The sequence below is a fragment of the Flagellimonas alginilytica genome, from assembly GCF_042134605.1.
Lineage (GTDB): Bacteria > Bacteroidota > Bacteroidia > Flavobacteriales > Flavobacteriaceae > Flagellimonas > Flagellimonas alginolytica.
This window is the reverse complement of record NZ_CP169638.1, coordinates 1,170,741-1,185,645: the sequence shown is the minus strand read 5'-3', so window position 1 is coordinate 1,185,645 and position 14,905 is coordinate 1,170,741. Positions and strand designations below refer to the sequence as shown.

General features: G+C 40.8%; 12 protein-coding genes. 8 read left to right on the top strand and 4 right to left on the bottom strand.

Going from position 1 to position 14,905, the window contains the following annotated elements; translation table 11 throughout:
• Positions 1–69: 69 nt before the first annotated feature.
• Both ABTP35_RS05235 and ABTP35_RS05230 read right to left on the bottom strand, forming a co-directional pair.
• On the bottom strand, positions 70–2,142 hold the full coding sequence (locus tag ABTP35_RS05235; protein WP_293298665.1) for a pitrilysin family protein: 2,073 nt from the start codon (positions 2,140–2,142) through the stop codon (positions 70–72).
• Position 2,143: 1 nt separating this feature from the next.
• Positions 2,144–3,466 carry a pitrilysin family protein gene (locus tag ABTP35_RS05230; RefSeq protein WP_293298668.1) on the bottom strand — a complete coding sequence of 441 codons (1,323 nt, stop codon included), beginning with the start codon at positions 3,464–3,466 and terminating at the stop codon, positions 2,144–2,146.
• Between the two features lie 186 nt (positions 3,467–3,652).
• On the opposite strand from ABTP35_RS05230, the gene ABTP35_RS05225 reads away from it, so the two are divergent.
• The 6 genes from ABTP35_RS05225 (at position 3,653) to ABTP35_RS05200 (ending at position 10,944) form a co-directional block, all read left to right on the top strand.
• The gene (locus ABTP35_RS05225) at positions 3,653–4,108 is read left to right on the top strand and encodes a DUF4199 domain-containing protein (protein ID WP_224836212.1); all 456 of its coding nucleotides are present in this window, start codon (positions 3,653–3,655) and stop codon (positions 4,106–4,108) included.
• 95 nt (positions 4,109–4,203) lie between these two features.
• On the top strand, positions 4,204–4,743 hold the full coding sequence (gene rplU, locus ABTP35_RS05220; RefSeq protein ID WP_293298672.1) for a 50S ribosomal protein L21: 540 nt from the start codon (positions 4,204–4,206) through the stop codon (positions 4,741–4,743).
• Positions 4,744–4,767: 24 nt separating this feature from the next.
• Entirely contained in the window at positions 4,768–5,028 is a 261-nt protein-coding gene (rpmA, locus tag ABTP35_RS05215; protein ID WP_224836214.1) for a 50S ribosomal protein L27, read from the top strand.
• Positions 5,029–5,170: 142 nt separating this feature from the next.
• On the top strand, positions 5,171–6,754 hold the full coding sequence (locus tag ABTP35_RS05210) for a tetratricopeptide repeat protein (RefSeq protein ID WP_293298676.1): 1,584 nt from the start codon (positions 5,171–5,173) through the stop codon (positions 6,752–6,754).
• A gap of 180 nt (positions 6,755–6,934) precedes the next feature.
• A complete protein-coding gene (locus ABTP35_RS05205) occupies positions 6,935–9,826 on the top strand; it encodes a TonB-dependent receptor (RefSeq protein ID WP_293298679.1) in 2,892 nt (963 codons plus the stop codon).
• A gap of 95 nt (positions 9,827–9,921) precedes the next feature.
• A complete protein-coding gene (locus ABTP35_RS05200; protein WP_293298681.1) occupies positions 9,922–10,944 on the top strand; it encodes a phytase in 1,023 nt (340 codons plus the stop codon).
• Positions 10,945–10,947: 3 nt separating this feature from the next.
• Here ABTP35_RS05200 and ABTP35_RS05195 read toward each other — a convergent pair whose 3' ends face one another.
• Complete coding sequence (locus ABTP35_RS05195) at positions 10,948–12,060, bottom strand: D-TA family PLP-dependent enzyme (protein WP_252080780.1); 1,113 nt, start codon at positions 12,058–12,060, stop codon at positions 10,948–10,950.
• 140 nt (positions 12,061–12,200) lie between these two features.
• Between ABTP35_RS05195 and ABTP35_RS05190 the strand changes: the two genes are divergently transcribed.
• Positions 12,201–12,779 (top strand): DUF3332 domain-containing protein, encoded by a 579-nt coding sequence (locus ABTP35_RS05190; protein WP_293298685.1) that lies wholly within the window; start codon positions 12,201–12,203, stop codon positions 12,777–12,779.
• A 64-nt stretch (positions 12,780–12,843) separates the two neighbouring features.
• On the opposite strand, the gene ahcY is transcribed toward ABTP35_RS05190, so the two are convergent.
• Complete coding sequence (ahcY, locus tag ABTP35_RS05185) at positions 12,844–14,160, bottom strand: adenosylhomocysteinase (protein ID WP_293298688.1); 1,317 nt, start codon at positions 14,158–14,160, stop codon at positions 12,844–12,846.
• A 73-nt stretch (positions 14,161–14,233) separates the two neighbouring features.
• On the opposite strand from ahcY, the gene ABTP35_RS05180 reads away from it, so the two are divergent.
• Complete coding sequence (locus tag ABTP35_RS05180; protein WP_293298691.1) at positions 14,234–14,875, top strand: 4'-phosphopantetheinyl transferase family protein; 642 nt, start codon at positions 14,234–14,236, stop codon at positions 14,873–14,875.
• The last annotated feature ends 30 nt before the right edge of the window (positions 14,876–14,905 follow it).

Below are 14,905 nucleotides of genomic sequence, written 5' to 3'. Positions count from 1 at the left end.
GAGCAAAAGTGCTATCGATTAAAAAAGGCGCCCAAAAAGGGCGCCTTTTTAATGGAATCAAAGTATATCTTATTTAAAGTCAGTGGCTTCTACACCCTCGTTAACTTTGATTTCTTTTACAATAAACTCCATATTTTGAGGTCCCATACTTTGTATTAACTTGAACGGGAATTTAATGCCGGATACTTCCTGGTAATCATCGAATCCAATGGTGCTGGTTACTTGTTGTCCTTGTACTTCCTGTGTATTGGTTTCTTGTACCTTTAGTCCAGTTTCCACATCATAAAATGCTGTTTTGTTATCGCTTATTTTTAGCTTGTATGCTTTGGAATCACCAACAGGCTCCACACCTTCCAAGGTAACATCGCCGGCGGCCAAATAGTTGAGCTCCGGGAATGCTGCGGCTTCTTCCTTTATCTTTGCGATTTCTTCGGGTGAAAGGTCTTTACGCTGGCCTTGAACTACCATATAGCCCGAATCTCCGTCCAAAACCTGTTTTTGCATGGAATTGCCCTGCATTTTTACATCTTGCATAAACTGATCTTTGGTAGTCTTTTTCATTTCCAGCTCCAACTTCATACCTTGCATTTCAGCTTCAGCAATCATGGAATATGAGTTAACGCCTTCTAATTTGGATTTACCGCCAACAGCCTTTATATAGTTTGTCAAAACAGTATTGGCATCCATGCCCTCTGGAATACCAGCAGTGTAATCTGGCTTAGCTGTTTTATTGGCATATTTGTCGTAGTATAGCACGGGTACGGTTTTTCCATTAAAAGTCACCTTTTCCAAGTTTTCCAAAACATCGCTGCCCTTGCCAGTAACCACTATGCGGGCATTTGAAGTAGTAAAGTGCTTTTGCGCGGCCTTTTGTACATCTTCTTTGGTAATGGCATCCAATCGTTCCAAGTAAGTTTTATAAAAATCTTGTGGAAGGTCTTGTGTTTCAATATTCAAGGCATATTGTGCTACCGTTTCCGGTTTTTCCAAGGCCATTACAAAGCTACCTGCATATTTTGCCTTGGCGTTGGCCAACTCTTGATCCGAAACCGGCTCGGAAGTTATAGTTTGGATTTCTTTCAATATTTCCACAACTGAGCTATCGGTAACCATATTTCGAACCTGTGCAAAGGCATCAAATCTCATAGGGCTGTATTTGTTTGCCCTGATGCCAGAATAGGCACCATAGGTGTATCCTTTGTCCTCTCTTAAGTTTTGAAACAATCTGGACTGCATTCCGCCTCCTAAAATTCTGTTGGCCAAAAGAGCGTCCAGGTAGTCTTCATCCTTCATTGTTAAGTGGGTAAGGTTCTCCACGGCTACCTCGGATTGTACGGCGTTGGGCACATCAACAAAGTTGATCTGGGTGTATTGTACATCTTTGGGGTCGGAATAGGTGAAAGATGGCGGTGCGGCTTTGGACCATGGGGTAAAGGCCTTTGTAACCAATTCCTTTACCGTATCGAACTCAACATCGCCGATCACTACCAGATAGGCATTGGCGGGCACAAAATAGGACCTGTAAAATTGCTCCACATCTATCAGGGAAACATTGTTTACGGTCTCTTCCGTCATAAATTCACCATACGGGTGGTTTTTACCGTAGGCCAAAGCGGCCTGAACTCTTTCTGCAATCGCTGAAACATCTTTTTCTTCCGATTTGATGCCAGTGATAATTTTCTCTTTTTCCTTATCAAACTCCTCTTGGGTAAAATTCGGGTTTAGCGCGGCATCGGCCATTAACTCTAGAATTCTTGGAAAATATTTGGATAGTGAACTTGCAAAGGCACTTTGGTCCCCAATAAAAATGTTGGCGCCCAAAAAGTCAACTTCTTCATAAAACTCATCTTTTGGAATATTTTTGGAGCCTTTGCCCAGTAAACTCCCGGTAAGGGCGGACACGCCTGCTTTATCCCCTTCCATAATAGGAGGGTTGTCTATGGATAATTGGATGCGTACCCTGGGCAATTTATGATTTTCGACCACAAGCACTTTTAGCCCATTTTTAAGTTCGAAACGCGCAGGCTCTTTTAAGTTGATTTTTGGAGCAGGGCCAGGTTTTGGCTGTGTGCTCCTGTCTATTTGCGTGTAAGCGGCTGTCATAAACAAGGACAGCACGGTTAAAACTAAATACTTTTTCATTTTAATTAGCGTCTTTTTGTTCTGGTAAATACTCCAATTCAACACGTTGGTTCACCTTTAAATATTTTTTGGCCACCTCCATAATTTCTTCTCGGGTAATGGAACGGTAAATATCTATTTCTGTATTGATGAGGTTTGTGTCGTCCTTCAACATGTAATTTTCGGCCAATGAATTGGCGATTCCCTCCACACTGCTGTTCGCGTTTACAAATTGATTTTCGAACTTGTTCTGAAGTTTTTGATAATCCTTTTCGGAAATCAATTCCATTTGAAGCTTAAGGATTTCTTCATCAATTTCTTTTTTGATATCCTGGATGGAATTGTCCCCTACCGGAAGGCCACCAACAATGTAGGAGCTATAATCCTCCGCATCGATCGGAACGGAAAGAATCTGTAGGGCCATTTTTTTCTCGTCCACCAATTTTTTATAAAGTTTAGAGCTTTCACCGCTGCTCAAATAGGTAGAGATCATATTGATTACATAAGCCTCTCTCTGTCCCTGGCCAGGTGTTCGGTACGCCAATAAAATGGCCGGTATTTGGATATTGGGATCGTGGTATTTGGCAAAGATAGTTTTTGTGATTGGCTCTTCTTTTATATTTGGTCTTGGTATCTCCGCACCTCTTGGGATGGGCCCAAAATAATCCTCGATCATTTTTTTGGTCTCAGCTATCTCAAAATCACCGGCAACTACCAAAACTCCATTATTGGGCACATAATATGTTTGATTGAATTTTTTAAAATCCTCCAAGGTGGCGCTCGCCAAATGATCTAGCGAACCGATTACCCCCCATCGGTAAGGGTGATCCTTGTAAAGATTTTTTAAAATTTGCTCAAAAAAAGCGCCGTACGGAGCATTGTCCGTTCTCAGTCTTCTTTCTTCTTGGACCACCTCTTTTTGGGTATCCACGCCCACCTGACCTATAATTGGGTGCATTAGACGCTCAGATTCCAACCAAAGGCCTACTTCCAAACTATTCGAAGGAAATACTTCATAATAATAGGTGCGATCTAAAAAAGTGTTGGCATTGGCCCTTCCGCCATTTGCTGAAACAATTTGATCCCATTCGCCCCGTTCAATGTTTTTGGTCCCTTCAAAAAGAAGATGTTCAAAAAAATGAGCAAATCCTGTTTTGTCGGGATCTTCATCCTTAGATCCCACATGGTACATTACCGATGTAGTGACCACCGGGGCGCCATTGTCCTGATGAAGGATCACATGCAGCCCATTGTCCAAATCATACTCCTCGAACACCACCTCCTGGGCAGAGATCAGTGCTACGGCAAAGAGCATAGTAAATGCTGTAAACAAATGTTTTTTCATTGTAATAGTTAGTATTAAAATATTTGATGTTGCTACGAGGTTGGTATCCATTTTAACTTGGATGTTACGATAAATATAAAATAATTTTATCGGGCATAAGGAGTTTATATAGGTCTTTGGGTTCAAAAATGTGGGATATTTCACAAACATTCAGTAAATTATACAATGAATCCAAAAAGAAATCACATGAAAAATTTAACTCTTCCTATTCGATTTGGGATAGTTACCAGCGCTGTGCTGATAGCGTATTTTTTGATTTTGGCCTTAATGGGTAAACATACCAATGTGTTCTATAGTCTTTTTAATGGGATAATTACCGGATTTGGCATCTATGAGACCATCAAGTATACCAAGATTAAACAGGGAAAAGGCTTTAGTTACGGCAAAGGATTTACAGCAGGTATAACCACTGGATTTGTTGCTACTCTGTTGTTTACCATATTCTTCGCGTTTTATGCAACGGAACTGGACAGTGTATTTTTGGATAATCTTTCGACCGCTTGGGCCAGTGATTATCAAAATTTTCAAGGAATTGTCTTTTTTACCGTTGCCATTATGGGGTTTGCCACGACCTTGGTTTTGACACTTTCTTTTATGCAACTTTTTAAGACGAGTAATAACTCTAAAAAAATTATGGGCTAAATCCATTAAGAATACTTGTGGATTAAGGATTTAGCAGTATATTTGCACCCGCTTATTTTAATAAAGCGAAGTAATTTTAATCTAATTAACGCATTATGTACGCAATTGTAGAGATGGCAGGGCAGCAATTTAAAGTTGCAAAAGACCAGAAAGTGTACGTTCACCGTTTGCAAGAAGAAGAAGGTAAAAAAGTTACTTTCGATAAAGTACTTCTTTTGGAAGATGGTGGTAACGTAACCATTGGCGCCCCGGTCATAGAAGGTGCGGCTGTAGAAGCCAAAGTGGTTAAACACCTTAAAGGAGATAAGGTAATCGTTTTCAAAAAGAAAAGACGTAAAGGTTACCGCAAGAAAAACGGTCACAGACAATATTTGACCGAGATTGTTGTTGAAGGCATTGTAGCTAAAGGTGCTAAAAAAGCAGCCCCAGTTAAGGCCAAAGCTGAAGCAAAACCTGCAGCTGAACCTAAAAAGGCAGAAGCAAAAGCAGCAGCTCCCAAAAAAGAAGCTCCAAAAGCAACAGAGGATTTAAGTTCCAAAACTGTTGCTGAATTGAGAGAATTGGCAAAAGCACAAGATATCACCGGTTACTCTTCTATGAAGAAAGCCGAGCTTATCGAAGCATTAAGTAAATAAGACACGAACTAAAATTTATATATCATGGCTCACAAGAAAGGTGTAGGTAGTTCAAAAAACGGTAGAGAATCAGAATCGAAACGTCTTGGCGTTAAGATTTTTGGTGGTCAGGCAGCTGTAGCTGGTAACATTATTGTAAGACAACGTGGTACCAAGCACAACCCTGGTGATAATGTTTACGCAGGAAAAGACCATACCTTGCATGCCAAGGTTGATGGTATTGTAAAGTTTGAGAAAAAGTCAGGTGGTAAATCTTTTGTTTCCATCGAGCCTTTCCAAGCTTAAGACAAAGACTTATATAATTTTAAAAGGCTCCACTTTAGTGGAGCCTTTTTGTTTTGCGTTACTTTTAAAGGTTTTATAACCTAGCCGTAATATTCTTTTTAGCCCGATTGATTTACTTGTAGGTTTATTTCAAACGCAAGTGGTGGGCAATCAAAATAGGGTATTTTTTATTTTCTTTTGGATAGGTTGTTGCCTATTTCCATATACTGGCCCTGCCCAAGCCACTGCTGAAAACCAGATAGCCTATTTTCCGCTCAAAGAACAGTTGGATAATGTCAAACAGTATCCAGAAAACTATAAAGAAATAGCCGAGGCCTATTTAAAACTAGGTGAATACTACCATTCTTTAGGTCTCTTTTCCGAAGCTACCGAACAATACAATCTGGCATTAAATCAATTGGGTACCGCCTTAAACGACCCACTGTTCATTACGCTGAACAATAACATAGGTCGAGTGTATCTGGCACTCAATAAATTTGAATTGGCCGAACAGTATTTTACCGAATCCATGAAATCGGCCCGAGAACTTAAATATGATGCCGGGTTGGCTTCATCTTTGGGCTTGTTGGGAGCAAGTCACGAAAAACAATCGGAGTACCCAGAAGCTTTAGAGGACCAATTCCAAAGTCTTTCACTTTTTCAAAAATTGAAAGACTCAACAGGAATCGCACTCACCAATGAAAATATTGGGAGTATCTACGAGGACCTCGAGGAATACGACAAGGCATATCTGTACTTTAAAAAGGCCTATACTTTTTTCAAAGGCAGTTTTTCAATCGAAGAATCCAATGTTCTAAATAATTTAGGGGATGTTTTCAGGAAAACTAAGGATTACACCAAAGCTCTTGAGTTTACCGTTAAATCATTGAATTTAGCTGAAGAAATCAACGATTTACATCAGCTGGAAAGCGCCCACAAAGATTTGTCCAAAACCTATGCTTTGATGGGGGACTATGAAAAAGCCCATTCCCATTTATTGTCGGCGTCGGAATTCAACAACCAAATGATCACTTCCCAAAACAGTGACCAGTTGAACGTGCTTCAAACCATTTTCGAGACCAATAAAAAAGAAGCTGAAATTGAATTGCTGAAAGAACAAGGAAAAGTAAGCAGGGCGAATCAAAATGTTCTTTGGGTGGCATTGTTTGCCATTGCAGCTATTCTCACCATTTTATATTTCTATTTGGGAAGAAAAAAAGAAGCAAAAATCAAACTGCAGGAATATAAACAACGCATGCTTAAAGCAGAGTTGGAGAAAAAAGCGATAGAGGAGAAAAATTTGCAACGTGAGGTGCAACTCAAAACCTCTTCCTTGTCCAGATACAGTTTACACCTTTCCCAAAAGAACAAAATCCTGTTGGATCTTTCCTCAACCTTGACCAATATCGCATCCCGAAAAAACATGAACACTTCGGAAAAGATTAAAACCTTGGTCAAGGAAATAGATCACAATCTTCAGGAAGAGAACGAATGGGATGAGTTCATGTCCTTTTTCAAGGAAATCCATCCGGAATTCATTAAAAAATTGTCTTCACTTTCCGAAAATAGCTTGTCTCCGGCCGAGCTCCGATTGGGCATGTTGTTACGCTTGAACTTATCATCAAAAGAGATTGCCTCCATTTTAAGGGTAACCCCAGATAGTGTTCGTGTGGCGCGCTATCGTCTGAGAAAAAAATTGCCGATAGATCAAAAAGAGGAATTGGTAAACTTTATGGTTGACCTTTAGTCACTTTTTGCTTCAACTCTTTACAAAAAGTTAATCGCATGTAAACAAACTGTAATTGTTGCCTTGATGTTTATAGCCATTTTTCGATTTGTTTCCCTTTTGTTCTCTTTTAGTTTAAATCATAAAGAGTTGATATACATAGTTTTGGGTGACTAAGTAATGTAATTCAAATTTCAACTGATGAACCTAACAAAACTCTTTTATGTAACGCTGTTTTTAGTGCTCGGTACAGCATTTGGGCAAGCACAATCAGGAAACATCCAAGGAACCATTACCGATGAAAACGGTATTTATGTTCCTGGAGCCAATGTTTATATTCAATCCATTTCCAAAGGAGCAATATCCAATTTTGATGGAAAATTTACTCTTGTTGGCATTCCTGAGGGATCCTATACACTTTCCATTACCTATATGGGATACACCGATGTGGAACAAGAAGTTGCAGTAACAGCAGGTCGAACAACTGCCGTTAATATTGTATTGAACCCTTCCAATGTAGAGCTGGATGAAGTTCAGGTAAGTGCTTACGGATTGAGTGGTCAGTCCAAAGCTTTGAATACCCAAAGAACAAATATGAACATTACCAATGTGGTGTCAACCGACCAAATTGGTAAATTTCCAGATGCCAATATCGGTGATGCCGTAAAACGTATTCCCGGTATCACCATGCAAGTAGACCAAGGGGAAGCAAGGAACATTATTGTTCGTGGTCTTTCTCCACAATTAAACTCAGTTACCTTAAATGGTAGTAGAATTCCTTCTGCGGAGTCCGACAACAGAAATATTCAGATGGACCTTATTCCTTCTGACATGATTCAGACCATCGAAGTGAACAAGGCCGTAACCCCAGATATGGACGGTGACGCTTTGGGTGGTTCTGTAAACTTGGTAACCAGAACTGCGCCTCAAGGATTCAGACTTTCTGCGACTGCGGGATCTGGTGTAAACTTTATCACCGATAAACGAATTTGGAACGGATCTATTTTGGTGGGTGACCGTACCAACGATGGTAAATTTGGTTACATGTTCTCTGCAACCATCAACGACAATGATTTTGGTTCCGACAACATTGAGGCCGAATGGAGCGACGAGTTCGAATACAATACCGGATTGGAAGACGAAGAGGGAGAGCCTATTTTGGAAGAAGTTGATGTGGATCCTTACACCAATGTAACCGAACAAAGAACGTATTTGGTACAAAGGGTGAGAAGAAGCTTTTCCGCCAATTTTGATTATCAGATCAATGCAGCCAATAATATCTACCTAAAAACCATGTACAATTGGAGGGATGATCGTGAAAATAGATTTGCCTTCGCACAAGAAATTTTGGATGGAGAGGATATTGAAGCAGGGGATTTTACCATTACCAATGGAGTCCCGACCCGATTTCCGATTGAAGCAGTTCGCGAATCCAAAGGGGGTATCGCTGGAGGACGTAACAAAAACAGACGATTGGAAGACCAGCGTATGCAAAACTACACACTGGGTGGAGACCATTTGTTCGGCTCATTAAAAGTGGATTGGATGGCAGCTTACGCGAAAGCCTCCGAAGAGCGTTTGAACGAACGATACGCAGCCTATGCTGCGGAGTACATTGTTAATAATGACAATAGTAACCCAAAGTACCCAATAATGACTGCATCCGACCCAAGTGATTTCAATAATATGGACAACTTTGAGTTTGATGAGATCACCAACGAAAACCAATATACTGAGGAAGAGGACATAAACTTCTTTGTGAATTTTGAATTGCCGGCGGATCTGTTTGGTAATGGAGGTACGATCAAATTTGGTGGTAGAGGTCGTTTTAAAACAAAAATGCGCGACAACGACTTTTATGAATATGATTTGGAAGATCTGTATCCTACTTTGGGAGCTGTTCCTGTTAAAAACTACACTGATCCGGATTTCTTGGCTGGAGAAAAATACCAAGCAGGTACTTTTGCCAGTGAAGAATGGTTGGGCACTTTGGATTTGAACACAACAAATGGTGAAGCTTTGCCAGATGAATACCTTCCAGGAAATTTTGAAGTAAAGGAAAATGTTTTGGCCGCTTACGCCATGTTCAACCAAAAGCTGACCGACAAGTTGAGTGTTTTGGCCGGTCTTCGTGTGGAAAACACAAAACTCGAATCGGATGGAAACAGGGTGGTGTATATTGAAGAAGATGAAGATGCAGGAATAGAAGAGGGAATCGAGGTAGAGCCTGTTTCTGATGAGAACTCCTATACCAACTTTTTGCCTGGACTTCACTTTAAGTACGATTTGAACAATAACACTATCCTACGCTTTGCTTGGACCAATACGCTGGCACGTCCAAACTACGTGGATTTAATTCCTAGATCGGAGATTGTTAACGAGGATGAAGAGGTTATCGTTGGAAACCCTGAGTTGGACCCGACCACTTCCATGAACTTCGACTTAAATGCAGAGCACTATTTTGAAAGTGTAGGTATTATTTCAGGTGGATTGTTCTATAAAAGAATCAACGATTTCATCTATACCTTTATCACAGAAGCAGAAGATGATTCATTTGGTTCAGGAACAACAGGGTATGATGTTTTTCAACCTTTAAATGGGGATTCAGCATCTATTTTCGGTGCGGAGGTATCTTTCCAAAGACAATTGGATTTCTTGCCAGGTTTTGCTAGAAACTTTAGCATCTACTTGAACTATACGTATTTGTCTTCGAGCGCGAATGGTATCCGTAACGAAGATGGGGACGAGCGTACCGATTTGGATCTGCCAAACACAGCACCAAACATGTTCAACGGGTCGTTGGGTTATGCCGATAAGAGATTCAGTGCAAGACTTTCAGCCAACTTCTCCGATTCTTATATCGATGAGATTGGTGGAAATGCTTTTGAGGACAGATATTACGATACGCAGTTCTTCTTGGATTTCAACGCCAGTTATGCCATCACCAATAACTTGAGGATCTATACCGATGTGAACAATATCACCAATCAACCATTACGTTATTTCCAAAGTGTAAAGGAAAGAACACAACAAGCTGAATTTTACAGTATAAGATTCACTTTTGGCTTGAAGTACGATTTGTTCAAAAAATAAAATCAGGTAGTATATTTTATATACTAAGTCAAAACAAGTGCCTGCCCAACGGGTGGGTGCTTGTGCCTTACTGACCTAAAGATTAATTGAAGATTATGATTAAAAAATATATCCCAATAATAATGGTGTTGGCCGCAATTTCCTGTAAAGAACAAGGAAGTAAATTGCCTGCCATTGCACCAGATGTTATTACTGAAAAAACACCGAACGATACAGACGACCCAGCCATTTGGATAAATCCAGAGGATGCGTCAAAAAGTATTGTGTTCGGTACGGATAAAGAAACAAATGGTGGCATCTATGCTTTCGATTTGAACGGAAAAATCATCAAAGAAAAGTCCATTACAGGGATTCAACGTCCCAATAATGTGGATTTGGAATATGGTTTTCCATTGAACGATTCGGTCGCTGTTGATGTGATTGCCTTCACCGAAAGGGAAAAGCAACAAATTCGTTTGTTTTCCGTGCCCGATATGAAGCCGTTGGATGATGGTGGTTTTCCCGTTTTTGAAGACGAGGCCAACATCGAAAACCGTTTGGCTATGGGCATCAGCCTGTACAAATCCCCAAAAGATTCATCGGTTTATGCCATTGTTGGAAGAAAAATTGGCCCTAGCGGCTCCTATTTATATCAATATAAATTGGAATCGGACAGTACTGGGGTTTCTGCCAACTTGGTTCGCAAATTTGGAAGCTTTACTGGTGGAAAAGAAATTGAAGCCATTGCTGTGGACAACGAATTGGGCTACGTATATTATTCCGATGAAGGTGAATGTGTTAAGAAATATTATGCAGAACCTAGTATGGGTAATGAAGAGTTGGCCTGTTTTGGAGGCGAACACTTTTTAGAGGATATAGAAGGAATTGCCATTGCCAGATATCCAAATGGGGAAGGGTATATCATTGTTTCGGACCAACAACGTGGTCAGTTCAATATTTTCTCGAGAAAAGATAACAGTTTCATCAAAGCAGTGAATCTGTCCACCACGGAAACCGATGGTTGTGATGTGGTGACAGTTCCGTTGAACAATACGTTCCCTAACGGACTTTTTGTAGCCATGAACGATGAAAAGGACTTCTATTTTTATGATTTGAACAAAGCCTTGGACTTAAAATAAATCCTAGAATTTGAGTTTCCTTTTTCGAGCGGTAATTTCCCAAGCATCAACTTTTTTACCGTTTTCGATTACCGAAACTTCATCATGAAGATTAATAGTGGGGCAAATATGATACGGGATGCCATAAAGGATATCACCGACCTTAAATTTGCTCCACTCTTCCACTTTGATCACCCCGTGCTCTTCACTTTGTGAAAGTAACTCGTAATTGTCCAGGTTAAGGAACTTTACCCGTTTGTTGATCGGGTTCTCCGCAGCCACCGATTTATGTCCTAGATCTACTGTAATTATGCCTTTCGTAGGTTTGGAAATAATTCGTGTGACCAAAATAGCGGCTGGTTTAAAATTTTGTTCGCTCAGCTTATCCCCATAGCCCCAATCCCAAAGAACACAGGTGCCCGGGCTCGTAATTCGCGTTTCTTCCAACAGGTGGGAGGTGAAAGATGGAGTTCCACCACAAATAATTTTGGCCAAAGGGTAATCAGGTTTCAGAGCCTCAAGATAAGTTTCAACATCCTTTACACCTTTCTCTATTTTTTCTTTTCTAACAGTAAAATCCACATCCCTTAAATGTCCATCGTAGGCATGTAGCCCTTTAAAGGAAAGAGATTTGCATATTTTTAGATAATCCATCAATTCATCCAACCCCGGGCCTATTTCTATCCCAGAGCGGTCCATGCCATTATTAATGTCAATATAAATACTGATACAGGCCTCTTTCTCCCGAGCTTTCGAATTCAATAGCTCTGCACTGTCTATATTGTCCACAATGGTGGAAAAGGCAGTGTTGGGAAAATGGTTGGACAAACTAAGGAAACGGTCCACCTTGGGCCCAACAAGCTGATGTGCGATCAAAACAGATGTAGCTCCGGCCTCTGCTGCTATTTCCGCTTCAGGTATTGTGGATGCCTTAAAGTTGGATATGCCGGCTGCCAACATTTGCTCCAGTACCTTGGGCATTTTGTTGGTTTTAATGTGCGGCATCAACCGATTCGTGTCACCATCGATCAAATCGACCATCTCGTTAATATTGTGCTTTAAATTTTCTAAGTAGAGCGCTATGGATGGAGAATCCACAGTTTCAATATTTTTAATAACGTACCAATCCCTGTCCATATATCCAGATTTATGGGATTAAAGGTAACAATCACAATGGGATGAACGGTAATTTTATTTGTTTGATTCAGAGATTGGATTGGATAAGCGAATGGATTTCTTTTTGTAGCTTTAAGAACATTAACTATAAATCTTAAATCATGAAAAAAGCAGTTATTTCATTACTATTGGCTTGTTCTATTTTGTTTACCAGTTGTTTAGGGTCGTTCAGTGCGTTCAATAACCTAAAAGATTGGAACCAAGGGCTGACCGACAGCAAGTTCTTGGACAACTTGATTTTTTGGGGATTGAACATTGTTCCGGTTTACGGATTGTTCTTTCTTGGCGATGCAATCATATTTAATGTGATAGAGTTTTGGTCCGGCTCCAACCCAATTGCCATGAAGGACGGCGAGTCGGAAACCCAGATGGTGGAACACGATGGCAATACTTTTGAGATGATCGCCACCAAAAACAGGATTCAGGTAACTGTGGTGGAAGGGCCAAAAAAAGGAAAGAAAATAGATTTGGTCTACAAGCCCGACGAAAAATCATGGAATGCCATTAGGCCAAATGGAGAAATTATAAAGCTATCTTCATTTGAAGAAGGTTTCTATATTGTTCACATGCCCAACGGTGAGAAAGTAAAAATAGACCCTATGAGCACTAGAGAAGAAGGGTTGGCGTTGCTTAAAGAAAAGGATACCTATTATTATAACGAAACCCTTTTGGCCGAATAAAAAATATTGAATAATAAAAAAACCCATGGTGTTTGCCATGGGTTTTTTTAAATCATTTTGTTTCTTAGTATCTGTAGTATTCGGGTTTAAACGGCCCTTCTACTTTTACTCCAATATAATCGGCCTGCTCTTTATTGAGTTCGGTTAGCTCTGCCCCCAATCGGGATAAATGCAACTTGGCCACTTTTTCATCCAAATGTTTGGGTAGCATATACACTTCGTTGGCATATTTGTCACTGTGTTTCCAAAGTTCAATCTGCGCCAAGGTCTGGTTGGTGAAAGAGTTGCTCATTACAAAACTTGGGTGGCCGGTGGCACAACCAAGGTTTACCAATCTACCTTCGGCCAATACGATCACATCTTTACCTTCAAGGGTATATTTATCTACCTGTGGTTTTATTTCGTCTTTGGTATTGCCGTAGTTTGCGTTCAACCAGGCCATATCAATTTCATTATCAAAATGACCGATGTTACAAACAATGGCTTTGTCCTTCATGGCCCTGAAGTGTTCTTCTCGGATAATGTCCTTGTTACCGGTAGTGGTAATTACAATATCCGCGTTGGGCACCACGTTTTCCAATCGCTTTACCTCAAAACCGTCCATACAGGCTTGCAGAGCACAAATAGGGTCGATTTCGGTAACGGTTACAATGGCCCCAGCTCCACGGAAAGATGCAGCTGTTCCTTTTCCAACATCTCCATAACCGGCAACAACAACCCTTTTGCCCGCCAACATGGTATCGGTGGCCCTACGAATGGCATCCACGGCACTTTCGCGACACCCGTATTTATTGTCGAACTTCGATTTGGTCACGGAGTCGTTCACGTTTATGGCCGGCATTGGAAGCGTGCCATTCTTCATTCTTTCGTACAAGCGGTGTACTCCTGTGGTGGTTTCTTCTGAAAGGCCTTTTACGCCTCCGGCCAATTCAGGATACTGGTCCAAAACCATATTGGTAAGATCTCCACCATCGTCCAGTATCATGTTCAAAGGTTGTCTGTCCTCTCCAAAAAACAGGGTTTGCTCTATGCACCAATCAAATTCCTCTTCGGTCATCCCTTTCCAAGCGTAAACCGGAATACCTGCGGCAGCTATGGCGGCAGCGGCGTGGTCCTGTGTAGAGAATATATTGCAAGAACTCCAGGTTACATCGGCGCCAAGAGCCACCAAAGTTTCAATTAAAACGGCAGTCTGGATCGTCATATGAAGACAACCGGCAATCCTTGCCCCTTTTAAAGGTTGTTGGCTCCCATACTCTTCGCGCAAGGCCATTAGCCCGGGCATTTCTGCTTCTGCAAGCTCAATTTCTTTCCTTCCCCAATCTGCAAGAGAGATGTCCTTCACCTTATACGGTACATACGGAATTGTCTTTGTGCTCATACTTTTTATAAATTTACTTTTGTAGCTTCGCTTAAATAGTGCACAAAGATACGAATTCGCTTAACTTTTGTTCATGCCAGTTTACAAAACAATAACAGTTTCCCCTACCACAAAGGTCTACATCTGGAAAGTTACGGAGCCAGAGGCCCAACTTGCTCTGAATGTGGAGTTGACGGATCATTGCCAAAAACGAATGGAAGGCATGAAATCGGAGGCGCACCGAAGGGCTTTTTTAAGTATCAGGCACCTGCTGGCACTGGCTGGGTATGTGGATCACGACCTCTATTACGACGATTTTGGTAAGCCCCATTTAAAAGATGGCAACTATATCTCAATTACCCATTCACATAATTTCACCGGGATTATTGTCAGTGAAACCGATGAAGTGGGAATAGATATTGAGATGCAGAGGGACAAGATCTTAAGAATAGCCCACAAATTCACCCCTATCCAAGAATACAAAACCTTGGCCAATTCAGAGGCGTTGATGCGAAAATTGACCATAGTCTGGGGGGCAAAGGAGTCCTTGTACAAAATTTATGCACAGCAAGGACTCAGTTTTTTACGACATATTGATGTAATGGATTTTTCTTTTGACGATACACGGACCGTAGCTGAAATATTGTACAAAGGAGAAAAAACACATTACGAAATTGATTTTCTGGAATTTGAAGGTTTTACATGTGTGTATGCCCTAAAATTGATGGGCGGGTGATAAATCCTTTTTGTAGATTTGTCCAGTAAC